Origin of the sequence: Nitrospirillum iridis (assembly GCF_014205765.1) — a bacterium.
Taxonomy (GTDB): domain Bacteria; phylum Pseudomonadota; class Alphaproteobacteria; order Azospirillales; family Azospirillaceae; genus Nitrospirillum; species Nitrospirillum iridis.
Map to the genome: position 1 here is coordinate 1 of NZ_JACIIZ010000014.1, position 25116 is coordinate 25116.

General features: G+C 66.9%; 25 protein-coding genes and 1 tRNA gene. 6 read left to right on the forward strand and 20 right to left on the reverse strand.

Features of this window, described 5'->3' with window-relative positions; genetic code table 11:
• Positions 1–189 precede the first annotated feature (189 nt).
• The 8 genes from FHS74_RS21840 to FHS74_RS21875 all read right to left on the reverse strand — a co-directional run bounded on the left by FHS74_RS21840 (position 190) and on the right by FHS74_RS21875 (position 7631).
• The gene (locus tag FHS74_RS21840; RefSeq protein ID WP_184805196.1) at positions 190–618 is read right to left on the reverse strand and encodes a DUF1489 family protein; all 429 of its coding nucleotides are present in this window, start codon (positions 616–618) and stop codon (positions 190–192) included.
• 120 nt (positions 619–738) lie between these two features.
• Positions 739–1080 carry an acyl carrier protein gene (locus tag FHS74_RS21845; RefSeq protein WP_184805199.1) on the reverse strand — a complete coding sequence of 114 codons (342 nt, stop codon included), beginning with the start codon at positions 1078–1080 and terminating at the stop codon, positions 739–741.
• A 174-nt stretch (positions 1081–1254) separates the two neighbouring features.
• On the reverse strand, positions 1255–2160 hold the full coding sequence (locus FHS74_RS31190) for an ion channel (protein ID WP_184805203.1): 906 nt from the start codon (positions 2158–2160) through the stop codon (positions 1255–1257).
• A gap of 41 nt (positions 2161–2201) precedes the next feature.
• Positions 2202–2807, reverse strand: coding sequence for a 2-hydroxychromene-2-carboxylate isomerase (locus FHS74_RS21855; RefSeq protein WP_184805207.1), 606 nt, complete (start codon positions 2805–2807; stop codon positions 2202–2204).
• Between the two features lie 273 nt (positions 2808–3080).
• Entirely contained in the window at positions 3081–4268 is a 1188-nt protein-coding gene (locus FHS74_RS21860; protein ID WP_184805209.1) for an acetyl-CoA C-acyltransferase, read from the reverse strand.
• Entirely contained in the window at positions 4258–4884 is a 627-nt protein-coding gene (locus tag FHS74_RS21865; protein WP_184805211.1) for a TetR/AcrR family transcriptional regulator, read from the reverse strand. Before FHS74_RS21865 ends, FHS74_RS21860 begins: the two co-directional genes overlap by 11 nt.
• Before the next feature lie 132 nt (positions 4885–5016).
• Complete coding sequence (locus tag FHS74_RS21870) at positions 5017–7302, reverse strand: NADP-dependent malic enzyme (protein ID WP_184805214.1); 2286 nt, start codon at positions 7300–7302, stop codon at positions 5017–5019.
• 244 nt (positions 7303–7546) lie between these two features.
• Positions 7547–7631, reverse strand: a tRNA-Leu gene (locus FHS74_RS21875).
• A 177-nt stretch (positions 7632–7808) separates the two neighbouring features.
• Between FHS74_RS21875 and lipB the strand changes: the two genes are divergently transcribed.
• Positions 7809–8561 carry a lipoyl(octanoyl) transferase LipB gene (lipB, locus tag FHS74_RS21880; RefSeq protein WP_184805217.1) on the forward strand — a complete coding sequence of 251 codons (753 nt, stop codon included), beginning with the start codon at positions 7809–7811 and terminating at the stop codon, positions 8559–8561.
• 36 nt (positions 8562–8597) lie between these two features.
• On the opposite strand, the gene mscL is transcribed toward lipB, so the two are convergent.
• The 7 genes from mscL to FHS74_RS21915 all read right to left on the reverse strand — a co-directional run bounded on the left by mscL (position 8598) and on the right by FHS74_RS21915 (position 15718).
• Complete coding sequence (gene mscL, locus FHS74_RS21885; protein ID WP_184805219.1) at positions 8598–8999, reverse strand: large conductance mechanosensitive channel protein MscL; 402 nt, start codon at positions 8997–8999, stop codon at positions 8598–8600.
• A 204-nt stretch (positions 9000–9203) separates the two neighbouring features.
• Positions 9204–10013: a CheR family methyltransferase gene (locus FHS74_RS21890; protein WP_184805222.1), complete on the reverse strand. Its 810-nt coding sequence runs from the start codon at positions 10011–10013 to the stop codon at positions 9204–9206.
• A complete protein-coding gene (locus FHS74_RS21895) occupies positions 10010–11206 on the reverse strand; it encodes a protein-glutamate methylesterase/protein-glutamine glutaminase (protein WP_184805225.1) in 1197 nt (398 codons plus the stop codon). Before FHS74_RS21895 ends, FHS74_RS21890 begins: the two co-directional genes overlap by 4 nt.
• 20 nt (positions 11207–11226) lie before the next feature.
• Positions 11227–11592, reverse strand: a complete 366-nt coding sequence (locus FHS74_RS21900; RefSeq protein WP_184805228.1) for a response regulator — start codon at positions 11590–11592, stop codon at positions 11227–11229.
• A 53-nt stretch (positions 11593–11645) separates the two neighbouring features.
• On the reverse strand, positions 11646–12137 hold the full coding sequence (locus tag FHS74_RS21905) for a chemotaxis protein CheW (protein ID WP_184805231.1): 492 nt from the start codon (positions 12135–12137) through the stop codon (positions 11646–11648).
• Positions 12134–14794: a hybrid sensor histidine kinase/response regulator gene (locus FHS74_RS21910; protein ID WP_184805234.1), complete on the reverse strand. Its 2661-nt coding sequence runs from the start codon at positions 14792–14794 to the stop codon at positions 12134–12136. The genes FHS74_RS21905 and FHS74_RS21910 overlap by 4 nt, the downstream gene beginning before the upstream one ends.
• Positions 14795–15085: 291 nt before the next feature.
• Positions 15086–15718, reverse strand: coding sequence for a histidine phosphotransferase family protein (locus tag FHS74_RS21915; RefSeq protein WP_246463293.1), 633 nt, complete (start codon positions 15716–15718; stop codon positions 15086–15088).
• Positions 15719–15909: 191 nt separating this feature from the next.
• Here FHS74_RS21915 and FHS74_RS21920 point away from each other — a divergent pair, with 191 nt between their 5' ends.
• The 3 genes from FHS74_RS21920 (at position 15910) to FHS74_RS21930 (ending at position 18377) form a co-directional block, all read left to right on the forward strand.
• On the forward strand, positions 15910–16125 hold the full coding sequence (locus FHS74_RS21920; RefSeq protein ID WP_184805240.1) for a DUF3553 domain-containing protein: 216 nt from the start codon (positions 15910–15912) through the stop codon (positions 16123–16125).
• A 186-nt stretch (positions 16126–16311) separates the two neighbouring features.
• A complete protein-coding gene (moaA, locus tag FHS74_RS21925) occupies positions 16312–17370 on the forward strand; it encodes a GTP 3',8-cyclase MoaA (RefSeq protein WP_184805243.1) in 1059 nt (352 codons plus the stop codon).
• A 137-nt stretch (positions 17371–17507) separates the two neighbouring features.
• Positions 17508–18377 (forward strand): NAD kinase, encoded by an 870-nt coding sequence (locus tag FHS74_RS21930; RefSeq protein ID WP_184805246.1) that lies wholly within the window; start codon positions 17508–17510, stop codon positions 18375–18377.
• Positions 18378–18421: 44 nt separating this feature from the next.
• Here the strand turns inward: FHS74_RS21930 and FHS74_RS21935 are convergent, their stop codons facing one another.
• Positions 18422–19282, reverse strand: a complete 861-nt coding sequence (locus FHS74_RS21935; protein ID WP_184805251.1) for an N-formylglutamate amidohydrolase — start codon at positions 19280–19282, stop codon at positions 18422–18424.
• 367 nt (positions 19283–19649) lie between these two features.
• On the opposite strand from FHS74_RS21935, the gene FHS74_RS21940 reads away from it, so the two are divergent.
• A complete protein-coding gene (locus FHS74_RS21940) occupies positions 19650–20612 on the forward strand; it encodes a M14 family metallopeptidase (RefSeq protein ID WP_184805254.1) in 963 nt (320 codons plus the stop codon).
• A gap of 37 nt (positions 20613–20649) precedes the next feature.
• Here the strand turns inward: FHS74_RS21940 and FHS74_RS21945 are convergent, their stop codons facing one another.
• The 3 genes from FHS74_RS21945 to FHS74_RS21955 all read right to left on the reverse strand — a co-directional run bounded on the left by FHS74_RS21945 (position 20650) and on the right by FHS74_RS21955 (position 23573).
• A complete protein-coding gene (locus FHS74_RS21945; RefSeq protein WP_246463294.1) occupies positions 20650–22398 on the reverse strand; it encodes a hypothetical protein in 1749 nt (582 codons plus the stop codon).
• Positions 22399–22668: 270 nt separating this feature from the next.
• Positions 22669–23160, reverse strand: coding sequence for a CreA family protein (locus FHS74_RS21950; RefSeq protein ID WP_184805256.1), 492 nt, complete (start codon positions 23158–23160; stop codon positions 22669–22671).
• Entirely contained in the window at positions 23157–23573 is a 417-nt protein-coding gene (locus FHS74_RS21955) for an HRDC domain-containing protein (RefSeq protein ID WP_184805265.1), read from the reverse strand. Before FHS74_RS21955 ends, FHS74_RS21950 begins: the two co-directional genes overlap by 4 nt.
• Before the next feature lie 293 nt (positions 23574–23866).
• Between FHS74_RS21955 and FHS74_RS21960 the strand changes: the two genes are divergently transcribed.
• On the forward strand, positions 23867–24184 hold the full coding sequence (locus FHS74_RS21960) for a 2Fe-2S iron-sulfur cluster-binding protein (RefSeq protein ID WP_184805267.1): 318 nt from the start codon (positions 23867–23869) through the stop codon (positions 24182–24184).
• 147 nt (positions 24185–24331) lie between these two features.
• Here the strand turns inward: FHS74_RS21960 and FHS74_RS21965 are convergent, their stop codons facing one another.
• The gene (locus tag FHS74_RS21965) at positions 24332–25096 is read right to left on the reverse strand and encodes a SapC family protein (RefSeq protein ID WP_184805270.1); all 765 of its coding nucleotides are present in this window, start codon (positions 25094–25096) and stop codon (positions 24332–24334) included.
• Positions 25097–25116 lie beyond the last annotated feature (20 nt).

The following is a 25116-nucleotide window of genomic DNA, read 5'->3' on the forward strand; positions in this document are numbered from 1 at the left end:
CAGAACTCAGGGATCGCTTCGCCGTCGCGCCGTTCGTTGTCGCCCGCCGCGTCGGTGAACGGGGTTATAGAGAGACCAGCCGGGGCTGTCTACAGCTTTTTTCACCCCGCCCTCACTTTTTTCGAAACGCGGCGTAGCCCCAATCGCCCGCCCGTCGGAAAGCCTGGAAAAGCGCGGGGAAACCGGGGATTAGGCCAGCCCCAATTGCCGCAGCTCCGCCAGGATATGGGGAGGGAGGTCCTGTCCACCACCGCCCGCCTGGTCCAGATCGGGCGGCGCATCCTCCGGCTTCAGATAGCGCCAGCCCTGGAAGGGACGTTTGGGCTCGGGCACCGTCTCCACCAGCTCCGTATCCAGCAGCATGCGGCAAACCTCGTCCCCTTCCGCCGAGCGCATCAGGTCGAACCCGACGAACCGGGCGCGGCAGCACAGCACGCCCTTCACCACCCAATAGAGGGAACCGCCGTCCAGCAGTTCCGCCGTGCGCGTGGGCATGCGGCGGGTATAGGTGGGCACCACCCGGTGGCCGTGCCAATCCATCTGGTTGCGATTGCGCCAGTCGCGCATGTCGGCAAGATCGGGGGCACCCACGGCGAGGCGCAGCATATGTAGGGGCATGGGTCTCACAAACCGGATCAATCAGGGTGTGTGAGACTACGAACTTAAGCCCGGGGGTCAAGGCGCCCGATCACAGCGGTGGGGATAAGCACCGCCGGGAGCCTGACGGGTCTGGTTGAATCAGGCGGTGGCGGTGGCGTTCAGGGCGCGGCAGCGGGCCTCGAACCCCTCAGAGATGAATTCTGGCCGTTTGAACATGCCCTTCAGCCAAGCGGCCAGCAGGCAGAGTTCCTCCAGCTTCAGCACCTCATCCAGGGTGCCCGGGGGGAAACGGATGGCGAAGCTGTCGGCGACGATCTCGAGCACCTCTTCCACCTGTTCGATGTTCAGCCCGCAATCCGTCTCCAGCACGGCGGTGCGGGTGAGGATCTTCTCATCGACGCCATAGTCGTCGCGGATAAGCTTCACGATCCAACGGAACAAATGCATCCAGTTGGTGACGCCTTCGATCGACCGGCTCACGGCATCCAGCCCCTCAAGTTTCAGGCCCCGCGTCAGGGGGTACGCCCACCCCACACGGCTTTCAGCACCCACCCCTACCAGAGAAGCGTTAAGACTTTTTTGACGCCGGCACCAGTCCTGTTTGAATGGCCATGCGCCCGAACACCGGCGGAAGGCGCCCGAGGTCTTGGCGCTTCAATGTTCCGGGGGCCGGCGGGTGCTGGAGTAGCTGAAGATGGCGTTGAAGCCGAACAGCAGCAGCAGCATGCCCACCACCACCTCCGCCGCCACCACGACGCGGATGAAGCTGCCCACCGGCACGATGTCGCCATAGCCCACGGTCGACAGGGTGACGACCGAAAAATAGAGGCTTTCGGCGAATCCGATCTTCTGCGGCACGCCGCCAATCATGAACTGGCTGACGGGGGAGAAGCGATCGACCACCGTGTAGAGGGCGGCGAAGATGATCACCAGCAGGGAATAGAAGGTGAAGAAGGCGAAGGCCGGCTCCGCCAAACCCGCCACCTGTTCGAAGAACTCCTCAAACAGCAGGCCCGTCTCCAGCAGGAGCAGCACCACATCGTAGCTGACCAGCAGCACGACGAAGGCGATGAAGCCCATGGCCGCCACGAAAGCGTCGCGCACCACCGGCAACGGCGTCTGCGGCGTCAGCAGGAAGGTGGCGGCCGCGACCAGCCCCAGCGGCACCACCCAGCCGAAGGCCCGGCCGAACCGGCGCAGATCGCGCCGGCGGCGATCCCGCTCCGGCTGGGCTTGGACGATGGCGCGGATACCCGCCCGGCGCATCACCACGCCGCCAAGGAAGGCCGCCAGCGGCAAAATGAAGCCGAACCCCAGCAAGGGGGGAGGCAAGTGCGAGAAGTGCGCCTCGACAAAGAACTGGAAGATGATGGCGTAGATGCCAACGAAGTTGGCGAGGCCGATGGTGAAAAAGCGGCTGCCGGGAAACAGCAGGTGGCAGCTGCCCACCACCACGACCACCGCCCCCAGCAGCACCAGGAAGAGCCCGGGATCGACCCCCTGGATGGTGAGCGCGATCAGGCTGAGCAGCCCCACCGTCAGGACGATGGACGTGAGCACCGACCGCTTCCGGCGGCGGCGCGAAGCGGCGGGTCCCGTCATCACCAAGCACCCTGGGCCAGCCAACGCTCCACCTGCACCAGCCGGTCGGCCCCCCAGAACCCCTCCCCGTCCACGAAAACGAAGGGCGAGCCAAAGACGCCACGGGCCATGGCGGCGTCGGTCGCCGCCCGCAGCGCGTCCTTCACCGCCGGCTCCTGGACACCGGCCATCAGCGCCTCGGCATCCAGGCCGATGCCGGCGGCCACATCCGCGACTGTCGCGATCCCCGAAATGTCCCGACCCTCCTGCCAGTGGGCGCGGTAAAGCGCCTTCGCCAAGGCCCGCGCCCTATCGGCGTCCTCAGTCGCCGCCCAGTAGTAGGCGCGAGACGGCGCGACGGCATTGATCGGCATCACCGCCGGCCAAGTCAACGGCAGCTGGTAATAGCGGGCGGAACGGAGGACGTCATGGCGCAGATAGTCGCCTTGCAACGGCCGCAGCACGTTGGCCGTGACGCCCGTGTTCTTGAACACCGCCCCCAGCAGGATGGGGTGCCAAACCACGGCGCGGCCGTGGCGGGCCGCCAGCTCATCAATCGCCATGGCGGCGAAATAGCCGTAGGGCGAGGCGAAATCGAAATAGAAATCCAAGGGCTGCGCTGCCATCACGGGGGCCCTCCCCTCTTGTCATTCGGGCGGCCGCACCCGCTGGCACGGCCGCCCGCCAGTATGCCCACTCGCCGGACCAGGTCCAGCGGATGCGCGTGATAAAAACGGCATTTGATCGTGACCGCTCAAACGCCCCCTCAATCGCCGGGCGCCGCCATCCGGCGGCTGGGCTGATCCTCGATTTCCAGTCCGCCTTCGGCTCCCCGGAAATCTCCGGCGCCCGCAGTCGCGGGCTACAGCGGCACGAGTCAGACTCTCGTGCTGCTGGTATCAGTTCAAACGTTCAACGGCCATGGCCGTGGCTTCGCCGCCACCGATGCACAAGCTGGCCACGCCGCGGCTCAGGTCATAGCGCCGCAGGGCCGCCAGCAGGGTCACCAGGATGCGGGCGCCCGAGGCGCCGATGGGATGACCCAGGGCGCAGGCGCCGCCATGGACGTTGACCTTGTCATGGGGAATGTCGAAGTCCCGCATCGCCGCCATGGGCACCACGGCGAAGGCCTCGTTGATCTCGAACAGGTCGACATCGCGGGCGGACCAGCCGGTCTTGGCGAACAGGGTCTCGATGGCGCCGATGGGGGCGGTGGTGAACCAGTTGGGCGCGCGGGCGTGGCTGGCATGGCCGACGATGCGGGCCAAGGGCGTCAACCCCCGTCGCTCCGCCACGCTGGCGCGGGTCAGCACCAGGGCGGCGGCCCCGTCGCTGATGGAGGCGCTGCTGGCCGCCGTGACCGTGCCGTCCTTGCGGAACGGCGTCTTCAGGGTCGGGATCTTCTCCGGCTTGCCCTTCAGCGGCTGTTCATCGCGGGCGATGACGACATCGCCGCCCTTGCCCTTGACCGACACGCCCACCGTCTCGCCATCAAACCAGCCGCCTTCCACCGCGGCCTTGGCCCGGCGCAGGCTTTCGATGGCGTAGGCGTCCTGCATCTCGCGGGTGAACTGGTAATGGCTGGCCGTGTCCTCGGCGAAGGTGCCCATGGCGCGGCCCCGGTCATAGGCGTCCTCCAGCCCGTCCAGCGCCATATGGTCGTAGATGGTGGCGTGGCCGTAGCGATAGCCGCCCCGCGCCCGGTCCAGCAGGTAGGGGGCGTTGGACATGCTCTCCATGCCGCCGGCCAGCGCCACGTCGACGCTGCCCGCCACCAGCAGGTCGTGCGCCACCATGACGGCCTTCATGCCGCTACCGCACATCTTGTTCAGCGTGCTGCAGGGCACCGACTGGGGCAGGCCGGCGGCCAACGCCGCCTGGCGACCCGGCGCCTGGCCCTGGCCGGCCTGCAGCACGCAGCCCATCACCACCTCATCCACGGCGTCGGGCGCCAGACCGGCGCGCTCCACCGCCGCCTTCACGGCGGCGGCGCCCAGCTGGGCCGCGGGCAGGCTGGACAGGTCGCCCATCATGCCGCCCATGGCGGTGCGGGCGGCGCTGACGATGACAATCGGATCAGTGCTCATGGCTTGTCTCTCCCGTTTGATTGTGTGTGCCTTGGGCATCCGTCACCTGGGCGCGCCAAGCGCGACGGACGAAATCCAGCCCCTCCGGCTCGCCCAGCAGCCGGCAGGTCATGGTCTGGGCGAAGGCGATGCCCACCATCTGAAAGGCGAACAGGGTGCAATCCAGGTCCGGGCGGAAATGCCCCGCCGCCACCGCCATGCCGGCACCCTGCTGGATGAAGGCGCGCAGGCGGCGCTGGGCCGCCGCGATCTCATCCCGCAAAGGCCCCGGCCGGTCGTCCAATTCCAGGCTGGCCGCCTGGATGGGACAGCCACCGGGAAAGGGCGGCGACCGGTTCCACGCCCACCAGCCCTCGGCGAAGGCCTCCAGCCGCGGCAGGCCACGCGGCAGGTCCAGCACCGGCCGGATGACGTGGGCGGTAAAGGAGGCCTGGGCCTCCTGCAGCGCCGCGACCTGCAACTGTTCCTTGGAGCCGAAATGGGCGAACAGCCCGCTTTTCGACAGGCCGGTACGCTCCGCCAACAGGCCGATGGTCAGGCCCGACAGGCCATCCGTGCTCATGAGGCTCAAGGCCTCATCCAGGATGGCGGCGCGTGTGCGTACACCCTTGCTCATGGCGGCAGAAAATAAACGAACGATCGTGCTATTGTCAAGACGGCGGCAGAGGGCGCAAAGCGAAAGGCCCGCCCCGGATCGCTCCGGCACGGGCCTTTCTTAAAACCTTACGGGGACGACAGGAGACCTGCCCTATACCCCTTCCCCCGCCTCATGCATCTGGGCATCGACCACGGCCAAGGCCGACATGTTGACGATGCCGCGCACGGTGACCGAGGGGGTGAGGATGTGGGCCGGCTGGGCGGCACCCAGCAGCACCGGCCCCACCGGCTGCCCTTCACCCAAGGTCTTCAGCAGGTTGAAGGCGATGTTGGCCGCGTCGCGGCTGGGCATGATCAGCAGGTTGGCCGTGCCCTTCAGGCGGCTGTTGGGGAACACCCGCTGGCGGATGTCCTCGGAGATGGCGCTGTCGGCGTGCATCTCGCCCTCCACCTCCAGCGTCGGGCACTGCGCCTCGATCTTGGCCAGCGCCGCGCGCATGGTCAGGGCCGAGGCATCGCCATGGCTGCCGAAGTTGGAGTGGGACAACAGCGCCACCTTGGGCACGACGCCGAACCGCCGCACCTCTTCCGCCGCCAGCGCCGTCATGGCGGCGATCTGGTCCGCCGTCGGCTCCGGCGTGACATAGGCGTCGGCCAGGAAGAAGGTGCCCTTGGGCAGGATCAGCACCGACAGCGCCGCCGGGATCGTCGTCCCCGGCTTCAGGCCGATGACATCCAGGACATGCTTCAGATGCCAGTCATAGAGGCCGACGGTGCCGGCGATCATGGCGTCGGCGTCGCCCTTGCTGACCATCATCGAGCCGATGACGGTGGTGTTGTTGCGCACCACCTGGCGGGCGCGGTCGGGGCTGACGCCCCGGCGCTCCATGACCGCGTGATAGCTTTGCCAATAGTCGGCGTAGCGGGGATCGTTCTGCGGATCGACCAGTTCGACGTCGCGGTCCAACTGAAGGCGCAGGCCCAGCTTCTCGATGCGCCGTGCCACCACGTCACGCCGGCCGATGAGGATGGGCCGGGCCAGGCCATCATCCACGACGAACTGCACGGCGCGCAGCACCCGCTCCTCCTCGCCCTCGCAATAGACCAGGCGCTTGGGCGCCTGCTTGGCGCGGGAGAACACCGGCTTCATCAGCAGGCCGGAGCGGAACACGAACTGCGACAGCCGCTCGCGATAGGCGTCGAAATCGGTGATGGGCCGCGTGGCCACGCCGCTGTCCATGGCGGCCTTGGCGACGGCCGGCGCGATCTCCAGGATCAGGCGGGGATCGAACGGCTTGGGAATGATGTTGTCGGGGCCGAAGCCCGCCGACTGGTCGCCATAGGCCGCGGCCACCACGTCATGCTGTTCCGCCATGGCCAGGTTGGCGATGGCCTTCACCGCGGCGATCTTCATCGCCTCGTTGATCTGGGTGGCGCCCACATCCAGGGCGCCGCGGAAGATGAAGGGGAAGCAGAGGACGTTGTTGACCTGGTTGGGATAGTCGGAGCGGCCGGTGGCGATGATGGCGTCGGGCTGCGCCGCCCGCGCCTCCTCCGGCATGATCTCCGGCGTCGGGTTGGCCAGCGCCAGGATGACGGGTTGGCCCGCCATCTTCGACACCATGGGCTTGGTCAGCACGCGCGGGGCGGAAAGGCCCAGGAAGATGTCGGCCCCCTCGATGATGTCGTCCAGCGTGCGGGCGTTGGTCTTCTTGGCGTAGCGGGCCTTGCGCGGATCCATCAGCTCGGTGCGGCCGTCATAGACCACACCCTTGATGTCGCTGACCCAGATGTTGTCGACCGGCATGCCCATGTCGACCAGCAGGTCCAGGCAGGCCAGCGCCGCGGCACCGGCGCCGCTGGCCACCAGCTTGACCTCGTCGATCTTGCGGTTGCGCAGCTTCAGGGCATTGGTGATGGCGGCGGCGACGATGATGGCGGTGCCGTGCTGATCGTCATGGAAGACCGGGATCTTCATGCGCTCGCGCAGCTTGCTTTCCACGTAGAAGCATTCCGGCGCCTTGATGTCCTCAAGGTTGATACCGCCGAAAGTGGGCTCCAGCGCCGCGATGATGTCGACCAGCTTGTCGGGGTCCTTCTCATCGATCTCGATGTCGAAGACGTCGATGCCGGCGAACTTCTTGAACAGGACGCCCTTGCCCTCCATCACCGGCTTGGCCGCCAGGGGGCCGATGTCGCCCAGGCCCAGCACGGCGGTGCCATTGGTGATGACGGCGACCAGGTTGCCGCGCGAGGTCATCTGGCTGGCCTCCGCCGGGTCGGCCACGATCGCCTCGCAGGCGAAAGCCACGCCGGGGGAATAGGCCAAGGCCAGATCGCGCTGGGTCGCCAATGGCTTGGTCGCCTGGACGGCGATCTTACCCGGCGTCGGCAGCCGGTGATAATCAAGGGCGGCTTCGCGGAACTCGTCGGACATGGGGCCGGTCTCTTCTGCGGGGGACTGGAACGGCGAACGGCTTAAAGGCGCCAGCGTTCAGACCGCCGCCACAACCGTTCAGGTCTCTTCCTGCTTAGGCCCCAGCCCCCGGCGTTGTCCAGAGGCGATGGGCAATCAGGTGCCATTCGGCGCCGGCGCGCCAGGCAGCCATGCGTTTGGCCGGGCAAAACCCCCGCCCGGAAACGCGAAAGGCCGAACCAAACGGTCCGGCCTTTCAGGTGAATGGTGCGGTCAAGAAGACTCGAACTTCCACGGGTTGCCCCACAGCGACCTCAACGCTGCGCGTCTACCAATTCCGCCATGACCGCATCATGTCTGGAAATCATCGGCAAAGGCTTGCCAACGGGTGACCGGGGGAATAGCAAATCGCCGATCCCATAGCAAGCCCCCGTGTGGCCCCTTTGGGATCAGAGCACCATATAACGGTCGGGTCATGAGTTTGTTGAGACCCGAACCGCCTTCGCACGACAGGTAAGCCGCCGCCCATGTCCCAGAACCCACCGGATTCGTCCGCCGTCTTCGCCCGCGCGCCCGCTGACCCCGCCCCCGCTAAGCCCGCTGCCGGCGGCCCCGAGTGGCGGTTCAGCGACCAGCCCGTGCCCTATCCCGAGGCCGTGGCCGCCATGGAGGAGCGGGTGGCCGCCATCCGCGCCGGCCAAGCCCCGGAACTGGTGTGGCTGCTGGAGCATCCGCCGCTCTACACCGCCGGCACCAGCGCCAAGGACGAGGACCTGCTGGACCACGGCCGCTTCCCCGTGTTCCAGACCGGGCGCGGCGGCCAGTTCACCTATCACGGCCCCGGCCAGCGCGTGGCCTACGTCATGCTGGATCTGATGAAGCGGGGCCCCGACGTCCACGCCTATGTCACCAACCTGGAGGAGTGGATCATCCGCACGCTGGCCCTGTTCAACATCAAGGGGGAGCGGCGCTGCGGGCGGGTGGGCATCTGGGTCGACAAGCAGCCCTATGGCGGCCTGCCCGGCCAGGAGGACAAGATCGGCGCCATCGGCGTGCGGGTGCGCCGGGGCGTCACCTTCCACGGCATCTCCCTGAACGTCGACCCGGACCTCAGCCATTTCACCGGCATCGTCCCCTGCGGCATCACGCAATACGGCGTCACCTCCATGCATGCGCTGGGTCACCTGGCCAGCCTGCATGAGGTCGACGCGGCCTTGCGCGACGCCTGGGACGGCGTGTTCGAGGCCCCCGCCACCATGCCGCAGACCTGCGCCCGTTAGAGTGCTTCTCCCGTCGCGCGATCTGCTTGAGCCGCGTCAGCCCTTGGCCTTCAGCAGATCGCGGATTTCCTCCAACAGCACCTCCTGCCGGGGCGGGGCCGTCACGGCCTTGGTGCGGAAGCGGTTCACCTGCTTGACCAGCAGGAACACGGCGCCGGCGACGATGAAGAAGCGGATGACGACGTTGATGAAGACGCCGTAATTGATGGTGGCGACGCCGGCATCCTGCGCCGCCTTCAGGTTGGCGTAGTGCTCGCCATTCAGGGCGACGAAATAGCTGGAGAAGTCGATGCCCCCCATGACATAGCCGATGGGGGGCATGATCAGGTCATTGACCAAGGAATTGACGATGCCGGTGAAGGCGGCGCCGACGATGATACCCACCGCCAGGTCAACGACGCTGCCCCGGCTGATGAACGACTTGAATTCTTCCCACATGCGCTCAGACCCCTTTTTCGGCGCGCCCCGATTGACCGGGGCGCTTCATGGCTTGGTCGGCACAGTATGCAGGCTCGGACGCGGCAGGATCACTACCCACAGGATGTATATGGCCCGGCCGCCCCAACGGCCAAATGGCAAGGGCCGGTCCCGTCGCCGGGCCGGCCCTTTCCCATTTTCATCGTGTAGCCGCGCGATGGCGCCTCAGGGCAGGACGTACAGGCCGCGCTGGCCCTCCATCGGCTTGAACCGGTCGGTGATGCCGAGGACCGTTTCAGCGCCGCCCAGGTACAGCACGCCATCGGACGGCATCTGCTTGGCGATGGCTTCCAGCACCTTGGTCTTGGTCGGCTGGTCGAAATAGATCAGGACGTTACGGCAGAACACCACATCGAACTGGCCCAGCGGCGACAGGTCGGTCAGCAGGTTGTATTCGCGGAAACTGGCCATCTGCCGGATCTGCGACGACAATTGCCACTTGTCGCCCGTCTGCTTGAAATACTTGACCAGCAAGGTGATGGGCAGGCCGCGCTGCACCTCGAACTGGGTGTAGATGCCGGCGCGCGACTTCTCCACCATTTCCGAAGACAGGTCGGTGCCGACGATCTCGATGCGCCAGCCGGCCAGCCGGCTGCTCTCTTCCGCCAGCATCATGGCCAACGAATAGGCCTCCTGCCCGCTGGAACAGGCGGCCGACCAGATGCGGATGGACTTCTTGGCCGCGCGGCTTTCCAGCAAGGCGGGCAGGACCACCTGCTTGAACTGGTCGAACGGCTTCTGGTCACGGAAGAAGGACGACTCGTTGGTCGTCATCGCCTCCGTGATGTCCTTCAGCAGGTTTTCGTCCTTGCGGGTGCGGACCGTGGTCGCCAGCTCATCCAGCGTCTTCAGGTTCCATTTGCGGGCCACCGGCATGAGGCGCGATTCCAGCAGGTAGGCCTTGTCCTTGGTCAGGACCAGGCCCGAACGCTGCCTCAGCATCGTGCAGAACATGTCGAAGTCTTCGACCTTCATGCCGCTGTCCTCAATGCGATCTTGCGGATAAACGGACCGATCTCCTTCAAGGGTAGGATGGAACTGCACAAGCCCGCCGTCGCGACGGCACCCGGCATGCCCCAAACCACGCTGCTAGCCTCGTCCTGACCAACAACCATCCCCCCGGCCTGGACCACGTGGTCGCAGCCACCGCGACCGTCATGCCCCATGCCGGTGAGGATGACCGCCAACACCTTACGCCCATAAATCTTAACAATACTGCGCAACATGGGATCGACCGCCGGCCGACAGAAATTTTCCGGCGGGTCCTTGGTCAGTTGCACGGTGGGCACGCCGTTGCGCGGCACCAACAGGAAGTGGTTGTCGCCGGGTGCCACGTAGGCACGGCCGCCGACGATGGGCTCCCCGTCCTTCGCCTCAGCGCACTCGATCCCGCATTGGCGGGAAATATGCTCGGCCAGGATGGTGGTGAATGTCGCCGGCATGTGCTGGGTGATGACGATGGGCTGCTGCAACCCGCCGCGGAAATTGGACATCACCTCGAACAGCGCCTGGGGCCCACCGGTGGAGCTGCCGATGGCGATGATATCCGGTCGGATATCGGGCGCCGGACGCAGGGTGACCGGACCCGTCTCATACAAACGGACCCGTGCGGGCGCCACCGCCCCCGCAGCGGCGGCCGGTGTCGGGGCCGCAGCTGGGCGCGGGGCCACCGGCCGGGCCGGCGTTCCCTTGGACGGGTCCGCCCGGCGCGCGGCCTCGCCAAAGGCGCGGACCTTGCCCACCAGTTCGGCCTTGAAGCTGTCGGCGCCCGTGAGCTCCCGTGTCGAGGACGGCTTGGTCACATAGTCGGAGGCGCCGGCGCGCAACGCCCGCAGCGAGATGTCGGCGTTTTTGGCCGTCAACGTCGAGGCCATGATGATCTTGACGTTGGGGTCGGCGGCGATCAGCTGGGGCAGCGCCGTCAACCCGTCCATCACCGGCATCTCGATGTCCAGGACGATGACATCCAGGGTCTGGCGCCGCAGCGTGTTGACCGCCATCTGACCGTTGGCGACCGACGCCACGACACGGATGTCGTTGTCACTTTCCAGGGTGCGGGTCAACAGGCCACGGATGACAGCCGAATCGTCCACCACCATAACCCGGTACGGCTCTGTCGTTGCGGCCGCCGGGGGCGCGGCCTGGGATCGTCCGGGGATGTCATTCATGATCTTATGGTTCCCGGGCGTCAGAGAAGCCCGACCTGCTGGAACTTGGTTTGGATGATCTCGCTGTCGAAGGGCTTCATGATGTACTCATTGGCCCCCGCCGACAGCGCCTCCTGAATGTGGGCCAGATCGTTTTCGGTGGTGCAGAACACCACCTTGGGCGACTGGCCCCCCGACATCTTGCGCAGACGACGCAGGAATTCGATGCCGGTCATGACCGGCATGTTCCAATCCAGCAGGATGGCGTCCGGCATGGACACCGCGCACAGGTCCATCGCCTGCTTGCCATCCTCGGCTTCTGAACAGACGAAGTTCAGCTCTTCCAGGATTTTGCGAGCGACCTTGCGCACGACGCGGCTGTCATCGACGACCAGGCAGGACTTCATGCAAAGAACCTCGGTTGCTAAGCGCTCGAAAGCACCAGTGGTTGAGCCCAGGCTCAGGCGGCTTCGGTATTAGCGAAATTCAACAACCGCGACACGTCAAGCACAACGAGAAGATTTTCCCGAAGACGATAAATACCCGTGGACACCTCGCGCCAACGCGCATCCATGGTCGCCGGCTGACGCTCGAAGTCGTCGGACGTGAGGCTCAGCACCTCACCGACGCTGTCGACCATCAGGGAGTATAGCTCACCCTTATGGTCCACGACGATGCTCATGCCGGGCTTATCCTTGTCGCGAAGGGGCAAGCCCAGACGCAGGCGCACGTCGATGGCGGTGACGATGCGGCCGCGCAGGTTCAGCGAGCCGGCGACCTCTGGCGGGGCCAGCGGAATGCGGGTGATGCGCTGCGGCCCCAGCACGTCCTGGACCTGCAGGACGGGGATGCCGAACACCTGCTCGGCGATGGTCATGGTGACGAAGTCTTCGTTCTTGACGACCGCGACTTCAGTGCCAGCGGTGCGCTTGGCAGGCAGGTTCGTACTCATGCGGCACCTTTGGTCTCGGAGATGGTCTGCTGAAGGGTGAAGAGCAGCGCGTCACGGTCGAACTTCGCCACATAGTCGGTGAAGCCGGCCTGGCGGCCGCGGTCAAGATCACGCGGCGTGGCATGGCTGGACAGGGCCACCAGCGGCACATTCTGCCACCGGCTGTTGCCGCGAACGGCCTGCGCGAACTCCAGCCCGCTCATGCCGGGCATCTCGATGTCGCTGACGATGACATCGAAGTTCTCGCCGGATTCGCAGAGGCCCAGGGCCTCGTCCGCGCTCTGCACCGCCGTGACGTCATAACCCGACACGGTCAGCAGCGGGGTCAGCAGGTTGCGGAAGAAGGGGCTGTCGTCGACCAGCAACACCTTGTGCAGGCGCTCGTCCTCGAAACGGTCGGTGGCGTTGCCGAACCAGTCGCGGAAGGCCTGGGTCAGGTAGAAGCCCGCGTCGATGACGTCGGTCGCCTTGTCGGCGATGATGGCGCTGCCCATGAAGCCGGCGCGTTCCGTGCCCAGCTCCACCTGCAGGCGATCCTCGACGATGTCGATGATCTCGTCCACCACCAGGCCCATGGAGCGGTCGCCGTCGGCGAACACCAGGACCGGCTGGCGCTTGTCGCGCTGGACCTTCCAGTTGGGGTCGATCGGCACCAGCGGCATCAGCTTGCCGCGGTACTGAACCACGGGCTGGCCGTTGGACGCCTCGACCTGGTTGAGGTCGACGTCCTCCAGGCGGGCCACCAGCGACAGCGGCACGGCCTTGGGGGCGCCTTCGCCGGCGCGGAACAGCAGCAGGGCCATGCGGTCGTCCTGGCGGGTGGCCTGTTTGGTCTCCGCCGCCGCGGCGGCGGTGTCGTGGACCGCCATTTCGCCGGAGAAGGACGCGATCCCGTTGGGATCCAGGATCATGATGACCGAGCCGTCACCCAGGATGGTGTTGCCCGAGAACAGCTCGATATGGCGCAGGATGGGCGCCACCGGCTTCACCACGATTTCCTCGGTGTCGAAGACGCGGTCGACGATGATGCCGAAGGTGTAGTTGCCGACCTGGGCCACCACGATGAAGGTCTCGCGGTTGTACTGGTCGCCGTCGCCCAGCTTCAGCAGCCGTTCCAGGCTGACCAGCGGCAGCAGGCGGTTGCGCAGACGCAGCACCGGGGTGCCGTTGATCCGCTCGATCTTGTGCTCGCTGTCCTGGGCGGCGCGCACCAGCTCGATCACGCTGATCTGCGGGATGGCGAAGCGCTCGCCGCCGCATTCCACCACCAGGGCCGAAACGATGGCCAGGGTCAGCGGGATCTTGATGGTGAAGGTGGTGCCGCGGCCTTCGATGGACTTCAGCTCGATCGTGCCGCCGATCTTCTCGATGTTGGTCTTGACCACGTCCATGCCGACGCCACGGCCCGAAACGCTGGTGACCTTGGCGGCGGTGGAGAAGCCGGCCTTGAAGATGAACTGCTGGATCTGCTGATCCGACATGCTGGCCAGTTCGGCCTCGGTGGCCAGGCCGTTCTGCAGGATCTTGCGCTTGATGGCCTCGATCGCCAGGCCTTTGCCGTCGTCGGCGATCTCGATGATGATGTGGCCGCCTTCATGGAAGGCGTTCAGGGTGATGCGGCCGGTTTCGGACTTGCCCTTGGCGGCGCGGTCCGCCGGCATCTCCAGCCCATGGTCGGCGGAGTTGCGGACCATGTGGGTCAGCGGGTCCTTGATCAGCTCCAGCACCTGACGGTCCAGTTCCGTCTCGGCGCCCAGCATCTGCAGGTCGATCTTCTTGTGCAGTTCGTGCGCCAGGTCGCGCACCAGGCGCGGCAGCTTGGCCCAAGCGTTGCCGATGGGCTGCATGCGCGTCTTCATGACGCCTTCCTGCAACTCCGACGTCACGTGGTTCAGGCGCTGCAACGGAACCGCGAACTCGCTTTCCTTCTGGCTGCGCAGGATCTGCAGCAGCTGGTTGCGGGTCAGCACCAGCTCGGAAACCATGGTCATCAGGTTTTCGAGCAGGTCGACGTTCACGCGAATGGTCTGGTTGGCCAGCGACGACTCGCCATCGCCAGCGGAAGGCGGGGGCGGCGGAGGGGCCTGGGCAGCGGCGGGCGCGGGCGCCGGGGCCGGCGGAGCGGCCTCCGCCACGGGAGCCACCTCACGGGTGGTGCTGGCGGCCGGCACCGACGACGCCGAGGCGACGGGCGCGGGCGGCGGCGGGGCCACGGGTTCCGGCGGCGGGGGAGGCGGCGGCGGAGCGGCGGCGACCGGGGCAGCCGCAACGGGCGCCTCCCGGCCTTCAGCCAGCGCGTTCAGACGGTTGATCAGGTCCTCATCGTTGCCGGCGGGCTCCGCCTCGGTCTTTTCCAGGACCAGCAGGATGGACTTGATGGCGTCCAGGGATTCCAGAATCAGCGTGACCGCGTAGGGGCTGACGTTCAGCTCGCCGTCGCGGAAGCGGCCCAGCACGTTCTCCGACGCATGGGCCACGGCCTCAAGCCGGGGCAGGCCCAGGAAGCCGCAGGTGCCCTTAATGGTATGAACCAGCCGAAAGATGTTGCTCAGCAGGCTGGGGTCATTCGGGTTCTGCTCAAGCCGCACCAACTCGACGTCCAAGACCGCGATGTTTTCATTGGTCTCGGTCAAAAATTCGCTAAGCAGATCATCCATGGTCCACGTCCCGTTGCCATGCGCGTATCGAAGCCGTCCCGGCGGGCAGCCCCGTAGGAATAAGGCGTAAGCCCCTGCCCCCGCCTCTCATCAAGGCCACCCGACCGAACCCCGTCCGGTCACGATGGCCTCCTGATGGTGACAGGAGGAGCCACTCCCTGCACCCCTCTTTGCCAGAAAGACGATTAAGAACACGTTACTCCTGCGAGATTGATGGCGTGCCCTGGACGACATGACAAGCGATAAACGCGTTAAGCCCGGCGTTCCCCGCGAAAGATGCCGAAAGGCCCGTCAGGCCCCCCGGCGCTCCAGCCAGAAACGCAATGCTTCCGCACCCTTGGCCTCGGTGGCGATACGCCAGCCGCACTGTTCGGCGAACCTGCCGGTGACGTAGGCCTGCACGCTGCGCGGCGTCAGATCGGCCTGCGCCACCGCCCCGTCCAGCGCCCCCCGGACCTCGTTCCGCAGGTTGATCGTGGGCCCTTCCGCCGTGACCGCCAAGGCCACACCCGCCCCCGCCGCGATGGCGACGACGCCGCCGTGGGGCAGGGCCTCCTCCGCCAAAAGCCCCAGATTCAGCGCCAGTTTCAGCACGCCGTTGTCAGGCTTGGGCATGACGTCGGCCGGCCAGTCGAGGCGCACGCGCCCCCCCCGGAACCAGGCGCCCAGCACCGTCCGCGCCTCGGGCGCGGTGAAGGCGCCGCTGTTGCCGGCGGAGCCATAGGCCAGGCGGAACAGGCGCAGGCGGCGGGCGGCCTGGTCCGCGCTGTCGGCGATCAGCGACATGGCCTCATCGGCCATGGACTTCCCCATTTCCTCAATAAGTTCAACGCCGTTGGCGATCGCACCCACCGGACTGATCAGATCGTGGCAGAGACGGGAGCACAGCAGCTCCACAACGTGCAGTTCCAGGGAGACCGTCATTGTTGGGGCCTTGTCTTGCCGGCGCGGCGGTTCATAGTGGGGGGGGGACAGCATAGTGGACGTCCGCCCCGATGACAGGGGTTTAGCGAAGCAGGCGGCCCAGAACAAACGGATAAGGGCAAAAGGATAGGTGAGGTTTTTTTCCGCGTCCGGCAGCCCGATTCCACCCCTAGCCCAAGGATATACACCCCATGGCCTGCCCCACCCCCGAATCAGGGGGCGTCGCCGCCCTGCTGACCCCCGGCACCTACGTGATCCATCCGGGCCAGCCCGATTGGGGCCTGGGCCAGGTGCAATCCGCCGTGGGCGCGCGCGTCACCGTCAACTTCCCCCATGCCGGCAAGCAGCTGATCGACGCCAGCGTCGTGCCCCTGCGCGCGGTGGAGCCGGAAGACTGGATGCCCTGACCGGCGGACGGCGGGAACCCTGAGCCCATCAGCCGCCCCACCCGCCAGCCGACCAGGAAGGCGCGCCCCTCCCTGGGGGCTTTATTGCGATGGTCCCCACACCATATTTGCCCTACATGAAGAGGGGGATGGTTGGCCGGCCCGATCGGCCAGTCGCCCCGGCCTATCGATGAGGACGGTTGAGAGATGGCGGACGGCGCCCTGACTTCCCTGGCGAACAGCGCCCCCCTGCCGCTGGTCGACCCCTATGGCCGCTCCATCCGCTATCTGCGCGTCTCGGTCACCGACCGTTGCGACTTCCGCTGCGTCTACTGCATGGCGGAGGACATGACCTTCCTGCCGAAGGCGCAGGTGCTGACGCTGGAAGAGTTGGAGCGGTTGTGCGGCGCCTTCATCCAGACGGGCGTGCGCAAGCTGCGCCTGACCGGGGGCGAGCCGCTGGTCCGTCGGGGCATCATGGATTTGATCCGCCGCCTGGGCCGCCACCTGGACACGGGCGCGCTGGATGAGCTGACGCTGACCACCAACGGCAGCCAGCTGACCAAGTACGCCGCCGAGTTGCACGCCGCCGGCGTGCGCCGGGTGAACGTCAGCCTGGACACCCTCGACCCCGACCGTTTCCAGGCCATCACCCGCCGGGGCGAACTGGCGTCGGTGCTGGATGGCATCGCGGCGGCCAAGGCGGCGGGCCTGCAGGTCAAGATCAACTGCGTTGCCCTGCGCGGCGTCAACGACGGCGAGGTGCACGACCTGGTCGCCTGGTGCGGACGCGACGGGCACGACCTGACCTTCATCGAGGTCATGCCCCTGGGCGACATGGACGAGGGCGGCCAGGGCGGTTCCGTCCGCGCCGACCAGTACTGGCCCCTGTCCATGCTGCGGGCGGAACTGGCCAAGCGCTGGACGCTGACCGACCTGCCCATCAGCACGGGCGGCCCGGCCCGCTATGCCCGGGTGGGGGAAACGGGGGGCCGCGTCGGCTTCATCACCCCCATGACCCATAATTTCTGCGAGAGCTGCAACCGGGTCCGCCTGACCTGCACCGGCATGCTGTACATGTGCCTGGGCCAGGACGACGCCGCCGACCTGCGCGCCGTCCTGCGCGGCGCGCCGGACGATGACGCGGCCCTGTTGGCCGCGATCAAGGAGGCGATCGCGCGCAAGCCCAAGGGCCACGACTTCATCATCGACCGCCGGCGCAAGGCTCCGGCCGTCGCCCGGCACATGAGCGTCACCGGCGGCTGATTCCGGCGACCATTCCGACACCGGTTTCCCCTGCCCGGCATTCCTTTGCCTGGACCAATCCGTTAAGGTGGCCATCCATTCCGGTTAACGGGACTGGCCAGCCGGCCACCCGCGCCCTGGCCCAAGATGAAAGCGCCATGCTCGATCAATCCAAGCGGCCCCCCCCCCGGATCCCGGCGGAAACGGCGAGCCCGGCTTCTGCCGTGGGGGATGCGGCACCCCGGTGTGACACGCCACCCCTGCCCGCCAAGCCGGCCTTCTGTATCGTCGCCGCCGAGACACCGGAGGCGGAGACCGCGCGCCAAACCCTGTCGGACCGCTACCGCGCCGTCCAGGCGGAAGACGCGGACGTCATCGTCGCGCTGGGCGGCGATGGCTTCCTGCTGGAAACGCTGCACCGCTATCTGCCGCTGTGCAAACCGGTCTACGGCATGAATCGCGGCTCCGTCGGCTTTCTGCTGAACACCTTCAGCCCGCGTGGCCTGACCGACCGCGTGCGGCGGGCACAGCGGGTGGCGCTGAACCCGCTGCGCATGGTGGCCGTCAACGCCCAGGGCCGGCACGAGGCGCTGGCCTTCAACGAGGTGTCGCTGCTGCGTGAGACCCGCCAGGCCGCCAAGCTGCGCATCAGCGTGGACGGGGTGGAGCGCCTGTCGGAACTGGCCTGCGACGGGGCGCTGGTGTCCACCCCCGCCGGCAGCACCGCCTACAACCTGTCGGCCCATGGCCCCATCGTGCCCCTGGGCGCCGGCATCCTGGCGCTGACCCCCATCAGCGCCTTCCGTCCCCGGCGCTGGCGCGGCGCCCTGCTGCCCCATACCGCCAAGCTGCAGTTCGACATCCTGGAAGGCGCCAAGCGCCCGGTCAGTGCTGTCGCCGACTTCACTGAAATCCGCGACGTGGCGCGGGTGGAAGTCAGTGAGGACCGCACCATCGCCAGCATCCTGCTGTTCGATCCGGAGATGAACCTGGAGGAGCGGATCCTGAAGGAGCAGTTCACGCCTTAAACGGGCGCCTCAGACGCCTGCAGGCCCGGCCCCGCTGAAAATGGCTACTCCGCCGCCAGGCGCCGATCGCCCACGCGCGCCAGCGCGAAGGCGTGGATGGCGCGCATCAGGCTGTCCAGGTCGTGGGACAGGCGCCAGTAGCCGTCGTGGCGTTCCAGGGTTTCCTCATCCATGTACAGGCGGCGGTCGATTTCCAGCTGCAGGCTGTGGCGGCCGCGGGTGGGGGCGCCGTAGCGGCGCACCAACTCCACCCCCTTGTAGGGATCATTGTGGCGGACGCGATAGCCCATGGCCCGCAGCGTCGCCGCCACGAAGCGGCTGAAGGACGGGTCGCAGCAGACGCCATCGCGGTCGCCCAGCACGAAGTCGGCCCCGGCATCGCCCGTGCCCAAGGTGGGCATCGAGTGGCAATTGATATGCCAGACCTGGCCGAAGCGGGCATGCAAGCCGTCCAGCGCCGCCTTGAGCTGGGCGTGGTAGGGGCGCCAATAACGCTCGATCCGCCCCTGCACCTCACGCGCCGTCAGCTTGGCCGCGTACAGCGCCTCGCCCGGACGGCTGACCGTGCGCACCAGGCCCATGCCGTGACGGCTTTTCTCCGACGGGTTCAGGGGGCCCGGCCAGGCGTCGGCCAGGCAGGCGGGGTCGATATCGTCCTCCGCCCGGTTGACGTCGATATAGCTGCGCGGGAACAGGGCCTGCAGCAGCGTGGCGCCCAGGGCCGGCGCGCCGGCGAACAGTTCATCGACATGCGCGTCTTCGGACTGGCGCAACAGCATCAGCGGGCAGCGGGGCGTGAAGCCCAGGGGATAGGCTGAGCCACTGTGGGGCGAGTCATAGACGACCGGGACGGGCGTGCCTTCGGGGTCGTGGCGCACCAGAACGTCATCTATGGTGAATTTCATACAACCCTCACAACCACCAGCGGCGCCCGGGCGAAACCCAGGCGCCCTGGAGCGGATCAGGCGCAAGCGAAATCGCCTTCGCGTATGGAACCGCTCCCGGACAGACTCAGCAAGAGCCGGCTGCGCGTCCGATTAGCCGCAGCCGGCCATGGGAGTTTACCATAGCGTAGGCCGAGGCATCGCGTCCCTTTCCATGACGCTTCGGACCCGGCACTATTATCAATATGGCGCAATGCGCAGCCCGATAGGACACGGCAGTCATGGTTCCAACAAACGCAAGGGGTCGGCCGGTCCCCGCCGACCGCCGCGGGGATGGCCGCTGATGTGGGACCGGCCTGGCCTGTCCGGGTCCGGGACGCCTCTCGCCATGCCCGACCTGCGCGCGCACCGGGCCGGCAACATGGGCGTCCCCCATGTCTGGCGGTTCGAGGCCAAGATCGAAGGCCCCCATGTGGCCGTGGTCGCGCTGATGCACGGCAATGAGCCCTGCGGCGCCGTCGCCCTGGACCGGCTGCTGCGCCGGGGGCTACGGCCGGCCCGGGGCACCTGGACGCTGGCGTTCGCCAATCCCGACGCCGCCCTGGGCGGCCGCCTGTTCGGCCCCGCCGGTCCGCCGGTCCGCTATCTGGACCGGGACATGAACCGTCTCTGGGCGGGGGCTCGGGCTGATGGGGCGCCCGGCACCTCATCCGCGATCTTTCCCCAGGGGCGCGAACAGGCCCGCGTCGCGGCCTTGGCCCCCCTGGTCCTGACGGCCGACCTGCTGCTGGATCTGCATTCCATGCAGGTCCCCTCCCCGGCCCTGACCCTGTGCGGACGGTCCCCCCGGGCGCGGGACCTGGCGGTGCGCCTGGCCGATCCCGGCTGGGTGGTGGCGGACGACGGCCATGCCGACGGCATGCGTCTGATCGACCATCCCCGCTTCTCCGCCATCAACGGCACCGGCACCGCCATCCTGATGGAATGCGGCCAGCACACGGTCCAGACCGCCGGCACCCAAGCCTGGCGCGGGCTGATCCGCTTCCTGGCGCTCTCGGAGACCCTGGATGCCGCCACCGCCCGCACCCTGCTGGCGGAGATCAACGCCCCCGTCACGCCCCCGGCCGCGCCGGTGGTGGTGGACGTGACCCATCTCATCCAGGCGGAAACGGATGAGTTCACCTTCGTGCGGCCGTTCCAGGGACTGGAGAGGGTCGCCAGCGCCGGCACCCTGCTGGCGCTGGACGGCAAGCGCGCCATCGAGACGCCCTACGACGATTGCGTGCTGGTGATGCCCACGCGCGCGCCACGACGGGGACAGACCACCGTACGGCTGGGACGCATCGGGTGATGGCGCTGCCGGCCGCATCGCGCGGCCACGGACAGCCTCAGCTCATGAACTGCGCGCGGTTCAGCAGGTCATAGAAATTGCGCAGGACCGCCGCCTTCTCCGCCTCGGTGGTCAGCCCCTCGACAAACTTGATGTCGAAATTGGGCTGGCGCAGATGGCTGATGATCTGGTCGCGCACGATGCGCCGCGCCTTCGGACTGGCCAGCACCTCGGCCGCCGCGAACTGGACCAGGCGGGTGGCGCGCACCCGCAGCGTGGCGACGGGATCGTCCAACCGCTCGATCACCCGGCCGTCCACGATATAGGCGGCGACCAGATCATCCAGCCGGCTGCCCAGCCGGTCGCCCAGGTCGTCCGGCAACGCCGGGCCTTCCGTCAGCAAGCGGTAGAGGGCGGCGCTGGCCTCCATCTTCGGCTTCAGCGGCAGGGCGCGGTCCACCAGGTCGTTCAGGTTGTCGGCGCGGTTGGCGATTTCCATGGACTGGGCGGCGATGGCGGCGGCGTCCTTGGCGCCCACATCCGAGCGGGCCAGGCTGGCAAGATAGACCAGCCGTTCCGCCCCGGTGGGCAGCAGTTGCAGCACCGCGTCCAGCGCCAGACGACGCCCCTCCGCCCCGCCCTGCTCGACAAAGCGGTGGTAGCCCATCAGCACGGCCTCGGCCATGCCGGGGCCGCCCAACAGGCCATCGGGCCGCATCAGCCGGTTCACCAAGGCGCGGTATTTGCCGATTTGCTGCGGCACCTCGCCATGTGACAGGCGCTGGGTGCCCCGTACCTGGCGGCGCAGAAAGTCCAGCAACACGGCGCGCGTCTCATTCCCATGGGGGCCCGCCACCCAACGGCTGATGGCCGCCGTGCAGGGGGGCGACATCTCGGCCGGCTGCGGCTCGAAGGCTCCGCCCACCAGGTCGATCATGCGGTTCAGCGCCGTGACCAGATCCGGCTGGCGGCCCAGCATGTCGCGCACCATGTCCGGCGCGCCCAGCACATCGGCCAGCAGTTGATCGAGCAAAGCCGCATCGTCCGCCGGCAGGGTGTCATCAGACGCCAGATCCATCAACCATTCGGCCTTGCCCAGCAAGCCCCGGATGTTCACCAGATCACGGCAGACGATGACCTTGCCCAGGTAGGCCGCCTCTTCCGCCGCCGTCTCCGGACTGGCTTGGGCGGTGGCGGCCGTGATCTCATCCACCTGGCGCATGGTGGCGGCGAAGCCGATTTCCTTGGGATAGGGCAGCACGCGGTTGGCCACCGCCCGTTCGGCGCGTTGGCGCAATTCCTCCAGCACCGCCAGGATGACATCGCGCCGGGCGCGGCTGTCCTCCCCCGTCTCCTTGCTTTGCAGGGAGGCGATGCGGGTGACGGCGTTGGGGACCAGCGCCTCGAAATTCAGGACGCGCTTGGCCTCGTTGGCGTTGTGCAGCAGTTCGGACGCGGTGACGCCCTTTTCATCCAGATACTGGCGCAGCACGCGGGAGATCAGCACCCGGCTGTCAAACGACAGGAATTCCCGCTGCACCCGGCAATAGTGCGCCTCTTCCACCGGGACGGGCGCGATGGCCCGCTTCGGCTCCTGCCGGTATTCGGTGTAAATGATGGTGTCGACGGTCTCGCCCCCACGGCCGGGCCGAGCGAATTCCCGGATGATACGCACACCGGGGCGGGTGGGCAGGATGCGCGCCGCCAGGGCGCGGGCGTCCTCCTCCTTGCGGCAGACCTGTTCGGTCAGCCAGTGATCGTCCTTAAGGTACTGCACCTCAAAGGAAAGGCCGCGCGGCTCGCTCAATCGCGGCGGCGGCTCTTTGCCAGCCCTGTCCTTTAGCAATCCCAAGACCATCATCCGCCCCAACCGGCAATAGCACCCGCTGGGCGGGGAAGCCCATCCCCGCCCGCGAAGGCCAATAACCCGGCCTGCCGGCAGCCCCGCCGCTAAGCCGAACGCACCACCGATGTATGGATGCTGACCAAAGGGTGACGCCACGCAATCAGCTAGTCAACCGAATGATGTATATCGCCTGGATGAGACTTTCGCTTTTTCATCCATTTGAACAGGAAGTTAACGGTCTGGGCGCCCCTTGGTCCAGGTAGGGTTTGCGGAGAACAGCGGCACCGTGGAAATGGCCATCTTGGCGGACGCGTCCTTCACCTGCCGGCTGTAGACTACGTAGATCAGCGTGTCGTTGGCGCGATCATAGATTCGCCGCACGGCGATGGATTTGAAGATCAGGCTTTTACGTTCGGAGAAGACCTCCTCCCCATGGCGGGAGGTGTCGATCTTGCCGATGACGATGGGGCCGGTCTGACGGCAGGCGATCGAGGTGTTGGATGGATCCTCGAACCAGTTGCCCTTGCGCAGCCGGTCGATGACGCTGCGCGAAAAGCTGACGATGTGGCAGGTCACGCCCTGGATGTCGGGATCGGGCACGGCCTCCACCGACAGCTCATTGCCCGTCCAGTCATTGCTGAACGACCCCACCTCATCGGCACGGGCCGCACCGGACGCCAGTCCGGCCGCGATGAGACAGGCGGCGAGCAGCAGCCCCCTCAATTGGTCAGGTCTTCCATGGTCTGGCGCACGATCTGAACGATCTGTCCGCCGCGGCCGGACACGTCGAAACCCGCGGCGCCGCTGATGACCGACAACTCGATCTCCGTCGTGGGGGCATAGCGGGCGATTTCCGCCACCACCACGTTGGACAGGATCTCCTCCTTATCCACGCCCAGGGACTTGGCGACCTCAGTCCGCCAGCCGTTGATGGCGGATATGATGGCCGATTCGATCTGGGCGGTTTCTTCCTTGCGGCGCAGGTCGCGGTACTGCACCAGCACACGCCAGGCCCCTTCGGCATAGGCGGTGTCGATGCGTGAGACCTCCACCGTGCGCAGGAATGAGGCCAGGCGGGTCTCATCCTCCTCATGCGAGGCGTCGCGGATGGAGAAAGTGCGGATTTCCAAGTTCATGCGCAATCCCGGTCAGAGATGCCCGGATGGTCCGGCCGGCGGCGAGCGCGGCAGATCCTCGTCCGTGGATAAGCCCCAATATAACCGAGCCCGGAGCGCTTGACAGGGGGGCACGACCCTAGTCACGACGGTTTTTCGGGATGGGCCTGCCGATTTTCGCCTCGCGCGGGTCCCCGGATTTCACTATCACCTGCCGATGGTTTCCCAACCGACGCGAGGTGCCATTCCATCCGGCATCTGCCGGGGAACAGGTTCCTTCGCCCACCCTTTCGCCGCCAAAAGGAAATCGACCCATGCCCACCATCCACGTTATCGATGCCGATGGCGCGGAGCACATCATCGACGGGGATGTGAAAGCGTCCCTGATGGAAAACCTGTGCGATCACGACCTGCCGCTGGACGCCGACTGCGGCGGTTCCTGCGCCTGCGCCACATGCCACGTCTGGCTGGATCCCGACTGGGCCGCCCGCCTGCCCCAGCCCGGCCTGGATGAACTGGCGCTGCTGGAGGAGGAGCCCACCTATCAGCCGGGCCGGTCCCGCCTGTCCTGCCAGGTGGACTTCAAGGCGGACCTGGATGGCCTGCGCGTGACCCTGCTGCCCCGCCGCTGAACATCCCGGCGCCGCTTGAGCATCCGCCGTCCCCCCGGGGAGGGCAGTGCCCCCCTTTGGGGGCCCAGTGGGGCCAAATGGGGCAACGAAAAAGGCGCCGGCGGTTCCCCGTCGGCGCCCTTCCACTATCTGCTGGCTGATGCCGGCTCAGGCCTTGGTGGCCAGCACCCGCTCAGACGCCAGTTCCGCCAGGATGTTCCAGCGGGACAGCGAGATGAAGTGGGCGTAGACCAGGCCCAGATAGCCGCGCTTGCGCCAATCCAGGAACACGTCGTCGGGCAGCTCGTTGAACTTCTTCTCATCGATGATGGTGAAGCCGGTCAAGGTCATGCGGCTGTTGTCGTGCGACAGCGTCAGGTCCAGGCGCTGCTCGGTCAGCATCCCGCGGTCGAACAGCTCCTTGCAGAAGGCGCTGGTCGCGACGGCGGACTGGTTGAAGGTCGCGCAGAAGTTCAGGGCGTCGTTGCCGGCGGGGCCGGCCTTCTCACCCTCGAACAGCGGGACGTCGCCATCGGGACCCACCAGGTTGGTGTCCTCTTCCAGGCACAGCACCAACCGCTCGCGGTCCGGGGTTTCCATCATCAGGAAGGGATAGCGGCGGACATAGGCCGGAATCGGCGTGTTCTTGCGCCAGTTGCCTTCGGCGTCCACGAACAGGTTCTCATCCGGGCGCACGCCCGTCAGCACCACGGCGGCCGGGTTGTTGCCAATGGTGAAGACGATCGGATAGTGGCCGTTCAGCGAGATGAACTCTTCACCGACAATCGGAATGGCGTTGGCATTGGCGGCATAGGAGAACGTACGCTGCTGCTTCAGCTTCCAATCCCGGTGACGGCTGAGATCAACGGGAACGGGCTCCCGGTAGAAGGGGGGCATCTGGCCGGCATCTTTGGCGGCGGCGGCGTCGGTCATGGCAAAAGGTCCTGGTGTTA